This window comes from Falsiphaeobacter marinintestinus, from assembly GCF_007923355.1.
GTDB lineage: Bacteria > Pseudomonadota > Alphaproteobacteria > Rhodobacterales > Rhodobacteraceae > Phaeobacter_A > Phaeobacter_A marinintestinus.
In genome coordinates this window covers 243765-262146 of the sequence record NZ_VOGO01000007.1, presented here as the reverse complement: position 1 = coordinate 262146, position 18382 = coordinate 243765, and the positions used below count along the sequence as shown (strand labels likewise).

Genomic DNA, 18382 nt, shown 5'->3' with positions numbered 1-18382 from the left:
CACTGGCGGTCTCGCCTCTTGCGGTATTCAGTTGCCGTTTAGTACGCTTTCCCATCGCCCTCTCCTTCCGATCAGACCATGCTCAAATCTGCCCCTTCAATGTCCGAGGCTTTGACCAGTTCCATGATGAATTGTCGGGACTCCGCCGCCCAGGCCGCTTTCTCCATGGCAATTGCGATTTTCGCGCGAACGGCTTCAAACGGTAAAACCTGCCCAAGGGCCACAGCATCCATTCGAATGATATGATACCCATGGCGCGTCAGAACCGGTTCTGCAGACATTTCGCCTTCTGAAATATCACGCAATGCGGCCTCGAATTCCGGTACGGTGTCGTTCGGACCAAGCTGCCCAAGGGCCCCGCCTGACGACTTGGAGCCACAATCGCTTTCCCGTTGGGCCAGTGCAGGAAATCCTTTCGGATCGCCCTGCGCCAGCGCAAGGATGCCTGTGGCCCGTGCAAGCGCCTTGGCTCTGGCGTCTTCGTCTCTGGGGTCACAGCCGCACAGGATGTGGGACACTTCCCAAAGCGGCGGTGTCCGAAAGCGTGTCGGGTCCTTCTCCCATTCAGCCCTGATGTCTGTTTCGCAGGGCTGCGCTGCATCAATCACCTGATCAAGAAGGCCCCTGATCAGGGCCTCCTCGTCTGTTTCAAAGAGCCCGGGGCCAACTTCCTGCCGATCTACTTCAACCCCGCGTGTCCGGGCCTCTTGCAACAACAAGGTGCGGATTGCCACGGCGTTGACGGCCTTGCGCCAAGCGATACCCGGCTTGCCTTTCGGGGCTTCCTGGTTTTGCGTTTCAGCGGCAACCAAAGCGTGAGGCACACGTTCGCCATTCACAACAAGGTCCGGAAAAAGAGCTGCGTTCATGGTCATTACTCCGCTGGAGTTGTCTTGGACTTGTCGCTCTCGGGCAACGCCGTTTGACGGCGCGACCGGACAATCTGATATCCGGGTCGCAACAGGTATCGGAACGGTGCCGCGATGCCGGACACGATGTGCACAAGTCTGGTGAATGGAAACAGCAGGAAGATCGTAAGACCCAGGAAGATGTGGAGTTTGAAAACCACCGCGGCCCCGGCCACGTATTCGGCAGCACCAGGCTGAAAGGTCAGGATCATCTGCGCCCAGGTCATGAATTTGACCATTTCATGCCCATCTGCATGGACAATTGAAACGGGGATCGTTCCGAGCCCCAGAACAAGCTGCAGCAGAAGGATGGCCAGAATGGCGATGTCAGCCACGGACGACGTCTGCCGGATACGTGGGTCCACCCAGCGGCGCTGAAACAACATCACGCCACCGGTCAACGCCATGATACCGGCGATGCCACCCGCGACAATTGCCAGGATCTGCTTGGCAGAATGGCTGATTCCTAGAGCATCAAAGATAACAATCGGCGTCAGCAATCCGACAAGATGCCCGACAAAGATGATCAGGACACCAACGTGAAACAACACGGATCCGATTACCAACTGCTTTCGGCGCAGCAGCTGGCTGGACGAGCTTTTCCACGTGAACGGGTCGCGGTCATAGCGCGCGATCGAACCAAGCACCATCACGGTGATGGCGATGTAGGGGTAAATCCCGAAGAGAAAAGTATTCATCGTGGCCTCCTATTTCGCAGCCAGGTTTGGCGGGGCGTTTACGGGAACATCCATACGCGCCAGCATGTCACGCATTTGCGGGCACCCGGCGTTGGGATCTGGTCCGAATAGCACTTCGCTTTCCTCCCAGACCTCATCCAGCGCCTCCAGATCGGCGGGATCGTCGTCGGGCTGCGCCAGCATCTCGGCCACGGATTCTCTGTCAGCGGTCGCCCCTGCCAACTGCAAAAGGCAGGCGAACACGGCCCCATAGGGGCTTTCCCGCCGGACAAGCCGGGCGTTCAAGGCCTCAAAGATATGGGCCGCGTCCGCCAGAGTGTCCTGCGCTTCAGCAAAGGGACGCGTCGACAGGAATTCCAACAAAACAGGCAAATGATCGGGCAGTTCCGATGTAACCGGGTCGAACCCACCATCTCGATAGGTTTCTACCAGAGACACCATCGCACCGCCCCGATCCCGGCTTTCGCCATGGACATGTTCAAAGAGGTTCAGCGACAGGGTGCGCGATCTGTCAAAGAGCAGAACAAACTGCTCTTCAAGGTCATAGATGTCGCGCCCGGCCAGCTCCTCCACCAGCGGGCGCAACGCCCGGCGTGCGGCTGCCGTCAAACGCGTGTCCGAGGCCAGAACGCCTCCGATCTCGGACATGGCGTGCTGCAACTCTCGCGTCGGGTAACTCAGGATCAACGAAAAGGCTTTGAGTGTACGGTCCATGTTACATTGCCTCCGTTGGCATTTTCAGGGGTTGTTTGGCCCCCCCAAACAGCGATCCCTTGGAGGTTCCTGTTGAACATCCATTGGTATCGGTAAAGCCGCAGCCGCCGCGCAGATCATAAGCTTCTTCAACCTGTTCGCGGTGGGTGGTGGGGATCACAAAACGATCCTCATAATCCGCCAGGGCCATGACTTTATACATGTCCTCGATAACGCGACCACTTAATCCGACGCGCGCTGCGATGGCTTCATCGATCACACCTTCGATGGTTTTGGAGCGCATGTAAGAGCGCATCGCCAACATCCGCTCAAGCGCGGTAACCACCGGTGCCTCATCGCCCGCCGTCAGCATATTGGCCAGGTATTTGACCGGAATACGCAGGTTCTTGACGTCCGGCATGCCGGCGTCAGTCCCGATGGCACCTGCCTCGGCAGCGTTTTGGATTGGGGACAGCGGCGGGATATACCAAACCATTGGCAGCGTCCGGTATTCAGGATGCAACGGGAAGGCGACTTTCCATTCCATCGCCATTTTCCAGATCGGGCTTTCCTGGGCGGCCTTGATCCAGTCTTCGGGAATGCCGTCGGCCCGTGCGGTTTCAATGACCACCGGATCGTTGGGATCAAGAAAGACACCAAGCTGCGCATCATAGAGATCTTGTTCATTCTCCATGTTGGCCGCATCTTCGATCTTGTCGGCGTCATACAACATGACACCCAGATACCGGATGCGCCCAACGCAGGTCTCCGAACACACGGTCGGATTGCCACTTTCAATCCGCGGATAGCACAGGGTGCATTTCTCGGATTTCCCGGACGACCAGTTGTAGTAGATTTTCTTATAGGGGCAGCCACTGACGCACATCCGCCATCCGCGACATTTTTCCTGATCGATCAGGACAATCCCGTCTTCTTCGCGCTTATAGATCGCGCCACTTGGGCAAGACGACGCGCAGGCAGGGTTGAGGCAATGCTCGCACAGTCGGGGGAGATACATCATGAATGTATTCTCGTATTCCCCATAGATCTCCTTCTGGATGCCTTCGAAATTGTAGTCTTCGGACCGCTTCGAAAACTCACCGCCCAGGATTTCCTCCCAGTTCGGACCCTTTTCGATTTTTTCGATCCGCTCGCCGGTGATCTTGGACCGTGGCCGTGCCGTTGGAAACGCCTCCATCTCGGGCGCGGATTTCAGGTGGTCGTAATCGAAATCGAACGGTTCGTAATAATCGTCGATTTCGGGCATCGACGGGTTGGCAAAGATATTTGCCAATATCCGCCACTTGCTGCCCTGCTTGGGCTGAAGTTTGCCCGCTTTGGTCCGTTCCCAGCCGCCCTTCCATCGCGCCTGGTTTTCCCAGTCGGTCGGATAGCCGGTTCCGGGCTTGGTTTCCACGTTGTTGAACCAGGCGTATTCAACGCCGTCCCTGCTGGTCCACACGTTCTTGCAGGTCACCGAACAAGTGTGGCACCCGATGCATTTGTCGAGGTTCAGCACCATACCGATTTGCGCGCGGATTCTCATTCTGCTGCCTCCTGTGCAGGCGCCTTCCAGCTCTCTTCCTTGTCGAGCCAGTCAACGTTCTTCATTTTGCGAATGACGACGAACTCGTCCCGGTTCGCGCCCACGGTGCCGTAGTAGTTGAAGCCATAGGATTGCTGGGCATAGCCACCGATCATATGGGTGGGTTTCAGAACCGTGCGGGTCACCGAGTTGTGGATCCCCCCGCGATGGCCTGTCTTTTCAGACCCCGGCGTGTTCACGATCTTTTCCTGCGCGTGATACATGAAGGTCGATCCTTCCTTGATCCGCTGAGAAACAACCGCCCGCGCCGTCAAGGCGCCATTGCTGTTGTAGACCTCGATCCAGTCGTTATCGACGATCCCAGCCGATTTGGCGTCCACCTCGGAAATCCAGACCACCGGCCCGCCCCGGTTCAGCGTCAGCATCAAAAGATTGTCGGTATAGGTCGAATGGATGCCCCATTTCTGGTGCGGGGTGATGAAGTTCAACACAAGTGTGTCACCTTCGTCCTGAACGTCCTTGGTGATGGTTTTCAGGTCGACCGGAGGCCGGTAAGACATGAATCCTTCGCCAAAAGCCCGCATCCACAAGTGGTCCTGATACAGCTGCTGTCGCCCTGTCAGGGTTCGCCACGGGATTAGCTCATGCACATTGGTGTAGCCCGCGTTATAGCTGACCTTCTCGCTTTCGATGCCCGACCACGTGGGCGACGAGATGATCTTGCGGGGCTGCGCCGCAATGTCCCGGAACCGGATTTTCTGGCCATGCTCACCTTCCGCCAAATGCGCGTGTTCGCGCCCTGTGGCCTTCTCCAGTGCCTCCCAAGCCTTGACGGCGACATTGCCGTTCGTCTCGGGCGCGAGCATCAGGATCACTTCGCAGGCATCGATCGCGGTTTCGATCTTGGGTCGTCCGGCAGCCGGGCCATCCAGTTGGACACCGTTGAGGTCTGACAGATTGTCGATCTCGTCCTGGGTGTTCCAGGTGATCCCCTTGCCGCCATTGCCCAGTTTATCAAGCATCGGACCAAGCGCCGTGAACCGGTCGTAGATCGCTGTGTAATCGCGCTCAACCGCCACAAAGGCCGGTGCGGTCTTGCCCGGGATCAGATCACATTCACCTTTCTTCCAGTCTTTCACCTGATCCTGCGCGATCTCTGCAGGGGTGTCGTGCAAGATCGGCAACGCGACGATATCCGTCTCAACGCCCAGATACCCTGGCGTGATTTCCTGGAATTTCTTCGCAATCGCCTTAAAGATTTCCCAATCGGATTTGCTTTCGTACGCCGGATCCACGGCGGCTTGCAGCGGATGAATGAACGGGTGCATGTCCGACGTGTTCATGTCGTCTTTTTCGTACCAACTTGCGGTTGGCAAAACGATGTCCGAGTACACGCAGGTGGTCGACATCCGGAAGTCGATGGTCACCAGCAAATCCAGTTTTCCGCGCGGCGCATCCTGGTGCCAGACGGCCTCCTTGGGCAGTTGGCCTCCTTCTTCGCCAAGATCCTTGCCCATGACACCGTTGTCCGTGCCCAGCAGGTGCTTGAGGAAGTATTCATGCCCTTTGCCGGAAGAGCCCAGCAGGTTCGACCGCCATACAAACAGGTTGCGCGGCCAGTTGGCCGGATTGTCCGGGTCCTCGCAGGACATTTCCAGATCGCCCGATTTCAGGGTCTCGGCCACATAGGCCGGGATGTCTTTTCCGGCTGCTTTTGCAGCTTTGGCAACCTCTAAGGGGTTGGTTTTCAGCTGCGGCGCCGATGGCAGCCAGCCCATCCGTTCGGCACGAATGTTATAGTCGATCAGGCTGACGTCCCAGTCACCTTCGGGCGCTGTAGGCGACAGGATCTCATCCGCTTTCAGCGTTTCATAGCGCCATTGGTCAGTATGAGCGTACCAAGCGGACGTCGAATTCATGTGACGCGGCGGGCGGTTCCAATCCAGGGCAAAGGCCAGCGGTTGCCAGCCGGTTTGCGGGCGGAGTTTCTCCTGACCCACATAATGCGCCCACCCACCGCCGGATTGACCGACGCAGCCACACATGACCAGCATATTGATGACACCACGATAGTTCATATCCATATGGAACCAGTGGTTCATCGCGGCGCCGATGATGATCATGGACTTGCCGTTGGTCTTTTCGGCATTGTCGGCAAATTCACGTGCGACATGGGCAATCTTATCGGCGGGAACACCGGTGATCTTCTCGGCCCACGCCGGGGTTCCGGGCATGTCGCTGGCGTAATCGGATGTGACCCAACCGCCGCCCAAACCCCGATCAAGCCCATAGTTGGCACAAAACAGGTCGAACACGGTGGCCACAGCAATTTCGCCGTCGGCGGTTTTGATCTTTTTGACCGGAATGTTGCGGGTCAGAACATCGGGATGAACCGCGTCGGTCTTGAACTGGCCAAACGCTTCACCGCCGAAATAGGGGAAATCAACACCGACCACATCGTCATGGTCTTCTTCCAGAACGAGGCTCATCTTAAGCCGCGTCTCAGCAGTCTTCGCTTTCTCTTCGAGGTTCCATTCGCCATCTTCCCCCCAGCGATAGCCAACAGACCCGTTGGGCGACACATACGCGCCCGACAACTCGTCAAATGCGACGGTCTTCCACTTGGGATTGTTGTCTTCGCCCAGTTTGCCGTCCAGATCGTCGGCCCGCAGGAACCGGCCGGGAACAAGCTTGCCGTCATTGTTTTCCAGCTTCACCAACATCGGGAAGTCCGAATATTTCCGGGTGTATTCTTCAAAATATTCAGTCTGACGATTCAGATGGAACTCGCGCAGGATCACGTGGCCAAACGCCATTGCAAGCGCCGCGTCGGTGCCCTGCTTGGCGTTCAGCCAGACATCCCCGAATTTGGCGGCTTCGGAATAGTCAGGGCAAATGACGGCAGACTTGGTGCCCTTATAACGCGCTTCGGTGTAAAAATGCGCATCGGGTGTCCGCGTTTGCGGCACGTTCGACCCCCAAAGAAGCAGATAGCCCGAGTTGTACCAATCCGCGCTTTCCGGCACGTCGGTCTGTTCGCCCCATGTCATCGGAGACGCAGGAGGCAAGTCACAATACCAATCGTAGAACGACATGCACACGCCACCCATCAGGCTCAGATATCGTGATCCGGCGGCATAGCTGACCATCGACATGGCTGGGATGGGCGAGAACCCGAATACCCGGTCAGGACCATAGGTTTTGGCGGTATAGGCATTGGCAGCGGCCGTAATCTCGGTTGCTTCGTCCCAGGTGGCGCGCACAAAGCCGCCCTTACCGCGTGTCTCAACGTACGACGCCCGCAGGATCGGATCTGCTTGCAGCTTGGTCCAGGCCTCGATTGGTTTCAGCGTCTCGCGCATCTTGCGCCAGACCTTCATCAACCGGCCCCTGACCAGAGGGTTCTTCACCCGGTTTGCCGAATAAAGATACCAGCTATAGCTCGCTCCACGCGCGCATCCGCGCGGTTCGTGGTTTGGCAAATCGGCACGGGTACGCGGATAATCCGTCTGCTGGGTTTCCCAAGTCACGATCCCCGACTTGACGTAGATCTTCCAGCTGCACGACCCGGTGCAATTCACCCCATGGGTAGACCGGACAACTTTGTCGTGCCGCCAACGGTTGCGATAGGTGTCTTCCCAGTCGCGGTTTTCACGTGTGACCTGACCGTGGCCGTTCGAAAACTGTTCCAGTTCATTTGACTGGAGGAAGTTCAATCTGTCGAGCAGATGGCTCATGTCATTTTCTCCTGAAATCGGGAACCGCGCCGCCGGAACGGCGCGGTGTTGTTGTGTCGGATCAGCAGGGAACCGGCGCGGATTTGCGGCTGTAGAAGAACCAGCAAATCACGGCGCAGACGGCGTAGAAGCAAAGGAAAGCCCACAACGCACCATTCGGGGCGCCTGTCATGGCGATCGAGGTGCCGTAGAGCTTGGGAATGAAGAACGCCCCATATGCCGCAATGGCAGAGGTAAAGGCGATGATCGCGGCACTCTCACGCTCGGATTGCTTCAGGGTTGCCGCCTCATCCAGGTTGGGCATCAACCGAGGCACTTCTTGGCGCATGATCGATGGGATCATCTGGAACGTCGACGCATTGCCCACACCCGTCAGGAAGAACAACGCCATGAAGCAGGCGAAAAAGCCCCAGAAGTTACCGGCAGGCGAGGCCTCGGAAGGCAGGAACTGCAGAACACCGAAGACCGCAACGATCATGCCAAGGAAGCACCAGAAGGTGACGCGCCCACCGCCGAACTTGTCTGAAATCCAACCCGTTGCAGCACGGCTCAGCGCGCCGACAAGCGGTCCGAGAAAGGCATAGCGCAGCACATCAACTTCGGGGAACTGCGTCCGCATCAAAAGTGGAAAGCCAGCGGCATACCCGATGAAGCTGCCAAACGTGCCGGTATAAAGGATACACATGATCCAGTTGTGCTTGCGGCTGAAAATGATCGACTGTTCTGCAAACGAAGACTTCGCATCTGCGATGTCGTTCATCCCGAACCAGGCCGCGACCGCGCTGACGATCAGGAACGGCACCCAGATGAAACCTGCATTCTGAATGAAAAGCTGGCCACCGTCGGACAATTGCTGTGGCTCACCACCGATGGCCCCAAAGACACCGATTGTGATGACAATCGGCACAACGAACTGCATGACAGACACACCAAGGTTGCCCAGCCCCGCGTTCATCGCAAGCGCCTGTCCCTTTGTCATTTTTGGGTAAAAGAACGCGATATTGGCCATGGAAGACGCAAAGTTGCCGCCGCCAAAACCGCACATCAGTGCAAGGATCAGGAAGGTGACATAGCTTGTTTCAGGGTTTTGAACTGCAAACCCGATGCCGAGGGCGGGCAGAAGCAAGGACGCGGTCGAAATCGCAGTCCATTTTCGGCCCCCAAAGATCGGCACCATGAAGCTGTAGAAGATGCGCAGCGTGGCGCCGGACAGACCCGGCAGCGCGGCAAGCCAAAACCGCTGGCCAACGGAAAAGTCAAATCCGATTGCCGGCATCTTGGCCACGACGACCGACCAGACCATCCAGACTGAAAAGGCCAAAAGCAGGTTCGGAATTGAAATCCACAAGTTACGGGCCGCGATGCGTTTGCCTTCGGTTTCCCAGAACTGAGGGTCCTCGGGTCGCCAGTCGGTTAACAGATAGCCGCTATTGGCGGATTGGGTTGCTGTGATCGCCATGATGGGGTCCTCCCGGAGTGGCGTTTTGCTTGCCTGTGGCGGGCCGCTCATCGGCCCGCCGGGATTGAAATTTACTGAGCTGGCTCTGCGCCATTCTTGTGAGCGACGGCGATAAGGCCCTCTTCCAGCGCTGCGTTTGCTTTGAGCGCACGCAACCTCAGGGTCTCAATATTGGCAGCAGCGAAATTGGCCCGCTCCTCATCCTCCTGCCGGGTCGAGAACCGGACAAAAAAGGCCAGGAAAGACGCGCAGGTAACAATGATGCCAAGGATGAAGAACGCCTCGGACCAGTCGATCACGTTCTTGAACAGGAAACCTGCAAGCACCGCGCCTGCATTCCCGCCTGCACCCACCACACCGGCCACTGCCCCGAGCGATTTCTTGTTGATGAACGGCACCACCGAATAGGTCGCCCCTTCGGCCATCTGTGTGAACAAAGAGAAGACGATCAGCGCAGGCAGAGCCAGAAACAGAACCTGCATCTGGCTAAAGATCATCAAGGCACAGCCTTCAAAAAAGAGACAGACAAAAAGCCAGAAACTACGCCCTTTCAAACCCCAGAGCGCTCCGAAGTTGTCCCCGAACAGACCACCCAGCGTGCGGGCGAACATGTTCATAAGTCCAAAGGATGCGGCCACAAAACCTGCGGTCACAAGCGTCAGGTCGAAATAGTCCATGAAGTAGAGAGCGGCGACATTGTTCACTGTCAGCTCGATGCCGAAACAGGCACCATAGATCACGAACAATACCCAGACACGGGGGTCTTTAAGGGCCTGCATATAGTTGCCGGTTACCTTCTGCTTTTCCTCCATTTTGCCCTGGGCGCGCAAATCGTCAAAATTGCCGTCCGGCGCATCCTGGGTCAGATAGTAATAGGCAATGCCGGTCAGGAAGATGATGATACCGACCACAACCATCGACAGGCGCCAGCCAACTGCTTCTGAAAAGCCAAACCCCACAACCATGACCGAAAACAGCAAGGGCATAACAAACTGCGTGACACCGCCGCCAAGGTTGCCCCAGCCTGCAGATGTCGCGTTGGCCTGCCCCACCACGTTGGGCGCAAACATAACGGACGTGTGGTATTGCGTAATCACAAAAGCCGCGCCGATCCCACCAATGAGAACACGGAAAAGCAGGAAGGTCTGAAAGTCGTGCGCAAGGCCGATCCCCATCACGGGCAGGGACCCAACCAACAAAAGCCAGGTGTAGGACTTGCGCGGCCCGATACGGTCACACAGCCATCCAATGAACAGACGCGCGAAAATTGTCATCGAAACCGAGCCGATGATCGCCCAGCCGATTTGCTCTTTGGTCAGCATCAGTTCGTCACGCACAACGCTCATCAGAGGCGCGATGCCGAACCATGCGAAAAAGCACGAAAAGAACGCGAACCACGTCATGTGGAACGTTCTGATCTGCACCATCCTTACATTGAAGAAATTGGACCACAGTGCTGTGGCCTTATTCTGAAGTTCCATTCTGGCCCCTCCTTCTTTTGCAGCCTTTGAACTGCTGTTCTGAGTTAGGAGAGACGTGCGCCCTAAGCGCCAAAATGATATTGATCTGGATCAAAACTCATAATTTTATCAACAAAATAAGTAACTTACGTATATTTATCAACTTGCGCTTCCGGGTATATCAAGTGGGTTTCGGCGCAACACAAACAGACACTTGACATTTATCAAGTGGCCCGGAAAGATACCGCAAGTCGAAAAATGGCGGGAACCAACGCGGACATGTCTGACTCTTACAAACAAGAGATTCGAGACCTCGCATTGTTCGCCGACATGGACGAAATCAATTTCCGCGCCCTCATGCGCGGCGCATATGTTCAGAACTTTCCGCCCCGGATTGATCTGATTCATGAGAATGAACCACCCGACTTTCTGCATGTCGTTCTGTCAGGGTCCGTTGATCTGTTCGCAGAGTGGAATGGCCGCGAGACGAGCATGGCGACTGTCAGGCCCGTATCAACTTTCATTCTGGCCGCGAGTGTCAGAAATTTGCCTTATCTGATGTCCGCAAGAACGCTTGAGAAAAGCCGCATTGCTCTCATTCCCTCCCAGGATGTGAGAACTGTTTTTACCGTGGACTGCGCCTTTGCTCAGGCGATCGTTGCCGAGCTTGCGCAGTGCTACCGATCCGTTGTGAAAAACACCAAGGATCTAAAGCTGCGCACATCTCTTGAACGGCTCGCGAACTATCTGCTGCGCCAACAGGCGCGCACAGGAAGCACAGAGTTCAATCTGACGATGGAAAAAAGACGCCTAGCGTCATTTCTCGGAATGACGCCCGAGAACCTCAGCCGAGCTTTCAGAGGTCTGGAACCCTATGGAGTCAAAGTCGAAGGCAATCGCATCATGATCACCGACCTCGAAGACCTGCTCAGCTATGCCAAACCGAACCCACTGATCGACGACTACTCAGCCTAAGTGCACACTGCCGACAAAGGTTCGACCCAAGTATGCAGGGACGTTCGACGCGCTAAGTTGGCCCTTTTGGTTATCAGTCCGATATGCGCGCCCCCGCGACCCAGTATTCGTACCCGCTTTGCCACTTGTAAACTCGCCAAGGGCAGAAGACCAATCGCCGGGCTGGGTCGTCATCACCCCAGAGGGTTCACACCGAAAAACCACGGGTGCACCCAGATAAGCCCAGCATACAGCGCTACACCTGCCGCAAGGCGCACGAATGTCGAAGTCCATGACATGGGTTTCGCAGTGCCGACGCCGTCAGTCACCTCAGCATACAGGCGTTGCCACTCAGCCCCCATTTCGCGCTGCCGTCGCCGATCAACCAGACGGCCCCCAAACAAGGCAAAACCCGCAAAGATCCCGAACAGAAGAACATGCGCCAGATCGCCGTTGGGAACCAGATGCGAAAGCGCCCACAACGACAACGCCAGAAGCAGCGGATGCCGTGTGACCCGAACAATGCCAGCGCGCGCGGGATCGAAGTGCTCATTCCGCGCGCCTCCAAACGAAAACGGGTTTGGCCGTCCGATCGCAAGGGCTGCAAGCATACAGACGGGCAGCATGACAGCCAACGGAACATAAGCCTGCCATGGCGCCCAGTCCCATATGAGCACCAAGGGCGCGCGCCCCGCCGCACCAATCAGCCAGACCAGCGCAGCCAGCGACAGAACCGAATAGGCAATTGTGAACCCGCGCTGCCCCAGACCAGCCTCAAGCCAAGGACGCAGACCAGGGCGCAGAGGCAGTGAATGGCTCACAAAGAAGGCAACCCAAGCCAGCACAAATTCCAGCCACCCCATTTCCCCTACCCTTCTGACCGTTTGCCCGGTGGCAACCGCAGCAGCAAAGGCCCATAGATCAGCACGAAGCCGCCAAAAGCCGCGATCCACCCAAGACCCGCGACCATGTTCAACCAAGCCGCCTCATACGGCCAGACCCCCGCACCCACCCGCGCCAGAACAGCAAACATCATGGCGATATAGATGCCCACGGTCGCGGCCCCCGCCGTCAGGGGCTGGCCGGTGTGGCCAAGTGTGGCGCGGGTCATCACGGCCAGTGACATCCCCCCGATCGCCCCAGCCATCCAAAGATGCTGAGCAGCTGCTGTCCCGAATGTGCCCGGCCACAGGATTTCGATACCCACCGCAAGTGATCCAAGCGGCACAAACGCGTATGCAACATGCAGGACGAAAACCAATGGCTCTGGCCACGTCCGATCGCCTGCCCAGCGCGCCAAGCGGCCGATGTGTGCCAACCCGGCACCTATCAGAGCGCCCCCTGACACTGGATGGGCTGGCAAGACGACCCACAGCAACAGCGCCGTCAACAACGCCAAAAGCGCTGCCTTGTCGAACCGCTGCATCGGAGGTGTTGGCAACCGCCCGTCTCCGCGCTTGACCAGCCAGTTGCGTGTGAAAGACGGCACAACCCGCCCCCCAATCACCGCGATCATCATGACACCCGTCCCAAGACCCAGGCGCAGCCCGTACCCCTGCGGGGCATAGTCACCGCTTGCCGCCTGCCAATGGAACAGCGCATTCGCGGTCGTGAACGCAACCAGCATGCCCAGAACAACAAGGTTGCGCCAATTCTTGCCTGCAACGATTTCGCGGGCAATCAACAGGCCCAAAGCAACAGGCATCGCAAGATCCGCAACCGCCACCAAAAGTGGCGGCAGCATCAGAGAAAAACCCACGGCGATGCGCCCCACGACCCAAAGTGCAAAAAGCCCTCCCAGCGCCCACCCAACAATGGGCGGTCGCCCCGTCCAGTTCGGCACAGCGGTCAGCAAGAAGCCCGCGATAACAGCAGACAGGAAGCCAAACAGAAACTCGTGCGCGTGCCATGACACAGGGTCAAAAGCCGTGGGTAACGTCAATGCGCCCGACAACATCGGCACCCAAAACGCCATCGCCAGTGCTGCCCAGACTGCGGCCCCAAAGAAAAACGGGCGAAAACCGAAGGCCAGAATTGCCGGACCGCGCCACACGCGCACCTGTTCTGCCGTGCGGCTCATATTGATGTCCTCGTGTAATGAACACCCGCGTCGGTCAGGAACACCTCCGGCGCCATGCCCGTGCTGTACGTCACTGCGGTCGGATCTTGTGGCGGGCCTCTGTCAGACATCGCGGCACCTTTGCATTAGCGTAAATTGGGCACCGCGTTCAAACCTGTGCGGCCCGCATCCTTAACGGCAATATGCAATGAGAGCGCAATTCGCTCCGCACGGTCGATCACATGTGCAGCCCCCGCTGGCAGGCAGATTTCATTTGCAGTCTCGCGGAACAGATCCAGCCACCGGTCGAAATGCGCCCACGTCACCGGCAGATGCGCATGCGCGGGAACCGGCGCGCCATGGTATTCGCCCGTCATCAGAGCCACCGACGACCAAAAAGCTACCATCCGATCCAGATGCGGTGTCCAGTCGGTGATGCGGCTTGCAAAGATTGGCCCCAGAACAGAATCCGCGCGGATTTTGCCATAAAAGCGATGCACAAGATCACGCAGCATTGCGGGGTCGAGACCGGTTTGATCCATGATTACCCGCGTCGTGTCGGGCCGTGTGGACAGTATCTGCGGCTGATCTGTCTGCATATCGACCATCATAACGCCCTCGGGAACTTGCTGTTGCATCACTGGGTAGACCTGTTAATTGGTATTGTAAATACTCATTCATGCGCTGGAGGTCCCTTTTGCGTCTCACGTCTTTCACGGATTACGGCCTTCGTATGCTGATGCGCATGGCCTGTGCACCGGATCGGGCCTTTTCAACAGCCGAACTGGCGGACGAATTTGGCCTGTCGCGCAACCATCTCAGCAAAATAATGCAGCGCCTGTCCAAAGGCGGGATCGTTGCAACGCGCCGAGGCGGCGGTGGCGGTGCAACGCTGGCACGCCCCGCCCAAGATATCCGGTTGGGGGATGTGGTACGACTGCTTGAGGAAGATCAGCCGCTGGTGGAATGTTTTCAGGCCGAGACCAACACCTGCTCACTTGACGGTCGGTGTCGGTTAAAAGCCCGCTTGCGCACTGCGGAAACAGCGTTCCTTACCGATCTGGATCACTCGACGCTGGCCGATATTGCCCTTCCGGCCCTGCCCGCTGACGCTTGACCGCCATGTTTGACATACCGAAATCGTAAGGCACATCTCATGTCGACCTGATTGTACGCCATGAGTACAGTCGCTCCTAGAGAAGGCCATGCAAAGGAAGCTGAAGTGTTGACCCTGTCAGTTACAATCAGGTCGTCGCCACACAGTCTGCCCCCATGGCCCCAACCACCCGTTTCTGGAAGGAGACACCATGACATCGGTTGAAGTCGGCGATGACGGATTTGTCGTGGCCGCAGAGATTATCGCAGAGGCCTTCAGTATTGCTGCTTCGACGGTTCAAGGTCTCATGCAAACTGACGAGATCACATCGCGGTGCGAAAAAGGCGTGGACGAGGATGAAGGGCGCTGGCGTCTGACCTTTATTCACAAGGGTCGCGCCTTTCGCCTGACGATCGATAAGGAAAGCAAGATCCTCAGCCAAGCTCGTTTCGACGCACCGCGACACGCCAAACCATTAAGTTAGACTGCTGAAATGCCTCTGGACCCAAATCAGCATGGGGTCGACGCACCAAACCTTGCAGGGCGCGCGATGAACCGACCATTTTGGCATGACGATGGAAACCACCGGCCAAGCTTATAAGGCCCGCCTAGCGCCGTTTCTTCAACGCTTCGAACCCGATGATCACGTCAAGAAGTTCGGTGGTGATTTCGCTCTGTCGAACCTGGCGCGTTTCAGACGTCAATTCTTCCAACCTTTCGTCAACCGATTGCTCGGCCTGCTGCATCAAGGCCAGACGGGCCGCGTTTTCGGTCACAAGCGCCTCAGCAGCCGCACGGAACAGGCTGGCGAACAGGTACCCACGGATCAGACTCTGAAAAAGATCGGGTGGCGGCATCGAAAAGGTTGGCAAGCTGCGTGAAACCCAGGGTTTATTCTGCAACTTGTGCACCAGGTCCTCATCCAGCGGCAACAACGCGGCCACCTCGGGGCGTTGTCCGTTTTTGCCGTCGCGCGCGAAATAGGCCAGCGAGACCGCCATGTCGTCCGGGCCATTATCATGTCGGATCTGGTCCAGATGCTGGGTCAGCAGGTTGGCCAGCCGCCCGACTCCGTCCACCGATGCGGGGGGAAAAAACGTCGCCGCAGGATCCACCCCCTGATCGCGCAACGCGTCGGCCATCTGCGCGCCAATACACAAAACGATCGGCTCTCCGTGAGCACCGGCAAGTTGGCCAATGACATGTGCCGCCAGCGCTTCGTTATAGTTTCCGCACAATCCGTGATCTGACCCGAACACGATCAAAACCCGCGTTCCAATCCGTTGCGGCGCGACTGCAAGCGGTCCGATCTGGTGCAGAAACGCGTGCAACCCTTCGAGGACGGTTTCGTGATAGGCGTCGATAGCGCGGGCGGCGTGCTCATAGGGGGCTGCGTTGATCACCGACAGGGTCTTCATTGTATGCACAATGCTGCGGATGCCCTTCATGCTGTCTGTGCGGCGTGACAGGACCTCAAGGGTTTGTGCCATTGTCCCCTCCCAACCCGGCGCGCGCCGCATGTCCCAGTTCGACAATCCGGGCACGGTCTTCATCGCATAGGGCAGCGTTGTCATCGATACGTTTGGCCACATCCCCCAACGTATGCCTGACTGACACCCTGAGCGTGGTCATCACCGACATCAAGTCGGCCTCTTCCAGCCCATCAAACTGCCCCTCCATCGCAGCAACCAGAACGGCCAGTTGTTCAACTGCGGGCATCGGATCACGCTCGGCTTGCCGAAGGGCGGCGCGCACCGCAGCCCCGCGTGTCAGCCGCGACCGGGTTGCGTCATCCAGACGGGTGCCGAAGCGGGCGAAATCCTCCAACTCTTCGAACTGAGACAGGGTTACGCGCAGGTTTCCGGCCACCGACCGGAAGGCGCGGCTTTGCGCCTTGCCGCCAACACGGCTGACCGACACGCCCAGATCGACCGCCGGAAACTGGTTCTTGCGCACCAAACGGGGCGACAGATAGATCTGTCCGTCGGTGATCGAAATCAGGTTAGTCGGGATATAGGCAGACAGGTTTTCGGCCTGGGTTTCGACCACGGGCAACACCGTGATCGAGCCGCCACCAGCCGCCTTGGTGAACTGCCCGGCACGTTCCAGCAGGCGCGCGTGAATATAGAAGATATCCCCAGGAAACGCCTCGCGTCCCGGTGGGCGGCGCAACAACAAAGACAGTTCCCGATAAGATCGCGCGTGGTGTGTCAGGTCATCCAAAATCACCAGAACGTCTTTCGACTGCGCTGAGAAGAATTCAGCCATCGTCAGAGCGGCATAGGGCGCGATATACGCCAGCCCGGCCGCTTCTTCGTCTCCGGCAGACATGACGATGGTGCGTTCCATCATGCCCCCTTCACGGATCGCGCCGATCACTTTGGCCACTGCATCACCGCGTTGCCCAATGGCGCAATAGATGCAGATCACATCGGTGTTTTTCTGGTTCAGGATTGTATCGACCGCCAATGACGTCTTGCCGGTCTGCCGGTCACCAATGATCAACTGGCGTTGCCCCAAACCAACCGGGACGGCCGCATCAATCACCTTGATCCCCGTTGCCAGCGGGCGCGAAATGGCCTGCCGGTCCAGAATTTTCGGGGCTTCTGCTTCGACGGGATGGGTGTCCTGATCTCTGATCGCCCCCTTGCCGTCCTGAGGCTGTCCAAGCGCATCTACGACCCGGCCCAGCAGTCGCGTGCCAACGTTAGTGCTGACAACCTTGTGGGTGCGCGTCACGCTTTCGCCAATGGTAACCCGGTCGGGTGGCCCCAGAAGCACAACACCAAGACGCCCCGGCTCAAGGTCAAGCACAATGCCCTGAACACCGCTGATGAATTGCAGCAACTCGTCCGACAGAGCCTGCTCTAACCCAATGACAATGGCGATCCCGTCGCCCACTTCGGCAACGGTTCCGATCTCACTTATGGACGGTGCCGGAGACGGCGCGTTCAGAAGCATGTTCAGAACGGTTTCAGGGGTATGATCGGGTTGCGTGACGTCAGCGCACATTCTGGTGCCCCTGTGTGTCAGATCCCAACGCCAGTTGCCCTTCGATCAGGGCATCAAGCTCATCGATGTATGACTCCACCGTCCAGGCCACTTGAGCACCGCCCATACGCACAACCAGACCCGGTGCCTGCGTATCATCACTTTCGAACCGCACGGCGATCTGGGGAAACACAGCGCGCAGATCCCGGGTCAGATCCTTTTGCACGGTCGCTGGCAAATCCTCGTGCGACGTCACAACGGCCTCAGCGGCCTGCCCGGCTGCACGGCGCAACTCGGGTTCCATCGCCGTGATTTTCCCGGCAAGATGGTGGCCCATGCGACCTTCCAACGTTTCGTCCGCCAGATCGAGCAACGCTTTGCGGGTCAGGGCCAAAAGGGCCTCAGCCCCCGCGCGGTGCATCTTGGCCGTATATTTGCGCGCCTCGTCATCCAAATGCGCCTGCCAGATTGCGTGGTCCCGCTCCATTTTCTGTTGCGCCTCGGCCAGCAGCACATTGCGCTGTTCCTCGGCCGTCTTGCGGATCGTTTCCGTCAGATCCGCCTGAGCGACATTCAGTGCCTGCGCCTTTTCATGGTACGACTGTTCGACCGCCTGCGCCTGTTCCTTGGCATCGACGGCCTCTTGCATCCGCTCCTTGATTTCAGCTTCGCGCGCATCGATACCATCCAGAATAGGGCGGTAGAGAAACCGCTTCAAAAGCCAGACCAAAACCAGAAAGTTGGCGATCTGGGCCGCGACGGTGATCCAGTCGATCGACAT

At 57.7% G+C, this 18382-nt stretch carries 16 protein-coding genes; 3 read left to right on the top strand and 13 right to left on the bottom strand.

The features are described from left to right. Nucleotides 1–71 precede the first annotated feature (71 nt). The 7 genes from FOY56_RS16395 to FOY56_RS16365 all read right to left on the bottom strand — a co-directional run bounded on the left by FOY56_RS16395 (nt 72) and on the right by FOY56_RS16365 (nt 10522). Complete coding sequence (locus FOY56_RS16395; RefSeq protein ID WP_146346946.1) at nt 72–869, bottom strand: peptidylprolyl isomerase; 798 nt, start codon at nt 867–869, stop codon at nt 72–74. A 5-nt stretch (nt 870–874) separates the two neighbouring features. Then, nucleotides 875–1606: a respiratory nitrate reductase subunit gamma gene (gene narI, locus FOY56_RS16390; protein WP_146346945.1), complete on the bottom strand. Its 732-nt coding sequence runs from the start codon at nt 1604–1606 to the stop codon at nt 875–877. 9 nt (nt 1607–1615) lie between these two features. Then, nucleotides 1616–2320, bottom strand: coding sequence for a nitrate reductase molybdenum cofactor assembly chaperone (gene narJ / locus FOY56_RS16385; protein WP_146346944.1), 705 nt, complete (start codon nt 2318–2320; stop codon nt 1616–1618). 1 nt (nt 2321) lies between these two features. After that, nucleotides 2322–3845, bottom strand: a complete 1524-nt coding sequence (gene narH / locus FOY56_RS16380; protein ID WP_146346943.1) for a nitrate reductase subunit beta — start codon at nt 3843–3845, stop codon at nt 2322–2324. Further along, complete coding sequence (locus tag FOY56_RS16375; protein WP_146346942.1) at nt 3842–7582, bottom strand: nitrate reductase subunit alpha; 3741 nt, start codon at nt 7580–7582, stop codon at nt 3842–3844. Before FOY56_RS16375 ends, narH begins: the two co-directional genes overlap by 4 nt. Before the next feature lie 61 nt (nt 7583–7643). Beyond that, entirely contained in the window at nt 7644–9041 is a 1398-nt protein-coding gene (locus FOY56_RS16370; RefSeq protein WP_146346941.1) for a NarK family nitrate/nitrite MFS transporter, read from the bottom strand. Between the two features lie 71 nt (nt 9042–9112). After that, entirely contained in the window at nt 9113–10522 is a 1410-nt protein-coding gene (locus FOY56_RS16365) for an MFS transporter (RefSeq protein WP_146346940.1), read from the bottom strand. Between the two features lie 258 nt (nt 10523–10780). Here FOY56_RS16365 and FOY56_RS16360 point away from each other — a divergent pair, with 258 nt between their 5' ends. Next, nucleotides 10781–11476, top strand: coding sequence for a helix-turn-helix domain-containing protein (locus FOY56_RS16360; RefSeq protein ID WP_146346939.1), 696 nt, complete (start codon nt 10781–10783; stop codon nt 11474–11476). A 173-nt stretch (nt 11477–11649) separates the two neighbouring features. Here FOY56_RS16360 and FOY56_RS16355 read toward each other — a convergent pair whose 3' ends face one another. The 3 genes from FOY56_RS16355 to FOY56_RS16345 all read right to left on the bottom strand — a co-directional run bounded on the left by FOY56_RS16355 (nt 11650) and on the right by FOY56_RS16345 (nt 14152). Then, complete coding sequence (locus FOY56_RS16355) at nt 11650–12318, bottom strand: NnrU family protein (RefSeq protein WP_146346938.1); 669 nt, start codon at nt 12316–12318, stop codon at nt 11650–11652. Nucleotides 12319–12323: 5 nt separating this feature from the next. Further along, the gene (locus FOY56_RS16350; RefSeq protein ID WP_146346937.1) at nt 12324–13535 is read right to left on the bottom strand and encodes an NnrS family protein; all 1212 of its coding nucleotides are present in this window, start codon (nt 13533–13535) and stop codon (nt 12324–12326) included. A gap of 125 nt (nt 13536–13660) precedes the next feature. Further along, nucleotides 13661–14152: a group III truncated hemoglobin gene (locus tag FOY56_RS16345; RefSeq protein WP_246139508.1), complete on the bottom strand. Its 492-nt coding sequence runs from the start codon at nt 14150–14152 to the stop codon at nt 13661–13663. A 59-nt stretch (nt 14153–14211) separates the two neighbouring features. Here FOY56_RS16345 and FOY56_RS16340 point away from each other — a divergent pair, with 59 nt between their 5' ends. Both FOY56_RS16340 and FOY56_RS16335 read left to right on the top strand, forming a co-directional pair. Then, nucleotides 14212–14631: an Rrf2 family transcriptional regulator gene (locus FOY56_RS16340; protein WP_146346936.1), complete on the top strand. Its 420-nt coding sequence runs from the start codon at nt 14212–14214 to the stop codon at nt 14629–14631. Between the two features lie 190 nt (nt 14632–14821). Beyond that, the gene (locus tag FOY56_RS16335) at nt 14822–15094 is read left to right on the top strand and encodes a DUF6522 family protein (RefSeq protein ID WP_146346935.1); all 273 of its coding nucleotides are present in this window, start codon (nt 14822–14824) and stop codon (nt 15092–15094) included. A 124-nt stretch (nt 15095–15218) separates the two neighbouring features. Here the strand turns inward: FOY56_RS16335 and FOY56_RS16330 are convergent, their stop codons facing one another. From FOY56_RS16330 to FOY56_RS16320, 3 genes are read right to left on the bottom strand one after another with little or no spacing between them, the layout of a single operon-like run. Further along, a complete protein-coding gene (locus FOY56_RS16330; RefSeq protein WP_146346934.1) occupies nt 15219–16100 on the bottom strand; it encodes a F0F1 ATP synthase subunit gamma in 882 nt (293 codons plus the stop codon). After that, nucleotides 16084–17622 carry a F0F1 ATP synthase subunit alpha gene (locus FOY56_RS16325; RefSeq protein WP_146346933.1) on the bottom strand — a complete coding sequence of 513 codons (1539 nt, stop codon included), beginning with the start codon at nt 17620–17622 and terminating at the stop codon, nt 16084–16086. Before FOY56_RS16325 ends, FOY56_RS16330 begins: the two co-directional genes overlap by 17 nt. After that, nucleotides 17612–18382, bottom strand: a complete 771-nt coding sequence (locus FOY56_RS16320; RefSeq protein WP_146346932.1) for a F0F1 ATP synthase subunit B family protein — start codon at nt 18380–18382, stop codon at nt 17612–17614. Before FOY56_RS16320 ends, FOY56_RS16325 begins: the two co-directional genes overlap by 11 nt.

Coding starts and splice junctions, on each gene's coding strand:
- FOY56_RS16345 (WP_246139508.1), bottom strand. CDS start 14,152: ATGCAACAGCAAGTTCCCGAGGGCGTTATGATGGTCGATATGCAGACA.
- FOY56_RS16325 (WP_146346933.1), bottom strand. CDS start 17,622: ATGTGCGCTGACGTCACGCAACCCGATCATACCCCTGAAACCGTTCTG.
- FOY56_RS16350 (WP_146346937.1), bottom strand. CDS start 13,535: ATGAGCCGCACGGCAGAACAGGTGCGCGTGTGGCGCGGTCCGGCAATT.
- FOY56_RS16360 (WP_146346939.1), top strand. CDS start 10,781: ATGTCTGACTCTTACAAACAAGAGATTCGAGACCTCGCATTGTTCGCC.
- FOY56_RS16320 (WP_146346932.1), bottom strand. CDS start 18,382: ATGTCGATCGACTGGATCACCGTCGCGGCCCAGATCGCCAACTTTCTG.
- narI (WP_146346945.1), bottom strand. CDS start 1,606: ATGAATACTTTTCTCTTCGGGATTTACCCCTACATCGCCATCACCGTG.
- FOY56_RS16375 (WP_146346942.1), bottom strand. CDS start 7,582: ATGAGCCATCTGCTCGACAGATTGAACTTCCTCCAGTCAAATGAACTG.
- FOY56_RS16395 (WP_146346946.1), bottom strand. CDS start 869: ATGAACGCAGCTCTTTTTCCGGACCTTGTTGTGAATGGCGAACGTGTG.
- narH (WP_146346943.1), bottom strand. CDS start 3,845: ATGAGAATCCGCGCGCAAATCGGTATGGTGCTGAACCTCGACAAATGC.
- FOY56_RS16335 (WP_146346935.1), top strand. CDS start 14,822: ATGACATCGGTTGAAGTCGGCGATGACGGATTTGTCGTGGCCGCAGAG.
- FOY56_RS16365 (WP_146346940.1), bottom strand. CDS start 10,522: ATGGAACTTCAGAATAAGGCCACAGCACTGTGGTCCAATTTCTTCAAT.
- FOY56_RS16370 (WP_146346941.1), bottom strand. CDS start 9,041: ATGGCGATCACAGCAACCCAATCCGCCAATAGCGGCTATCTGTTAACC.
- FOY56_RS16330 (WP_146346934.1), bottom strand. CDS start 16,100: ATGGCACAAACCCTTGAGGTCCTGTCACGCCGCACAGACAGCATGAAG.
- FOY56_RS16355 (WP_146346938.1), bottom strand. CDS start 12,318: ATGGGGTGGCTGGAATTTGTGCTGGCTTGGGTTGCCTTCTTTGTGAGC.
- narJ (WP_146346944.1), bottom strand. CDS start 2,320: ATGGACCGTACACTCAAAGCCTTTTCGTTGATCCTGAGTTACCCGACG.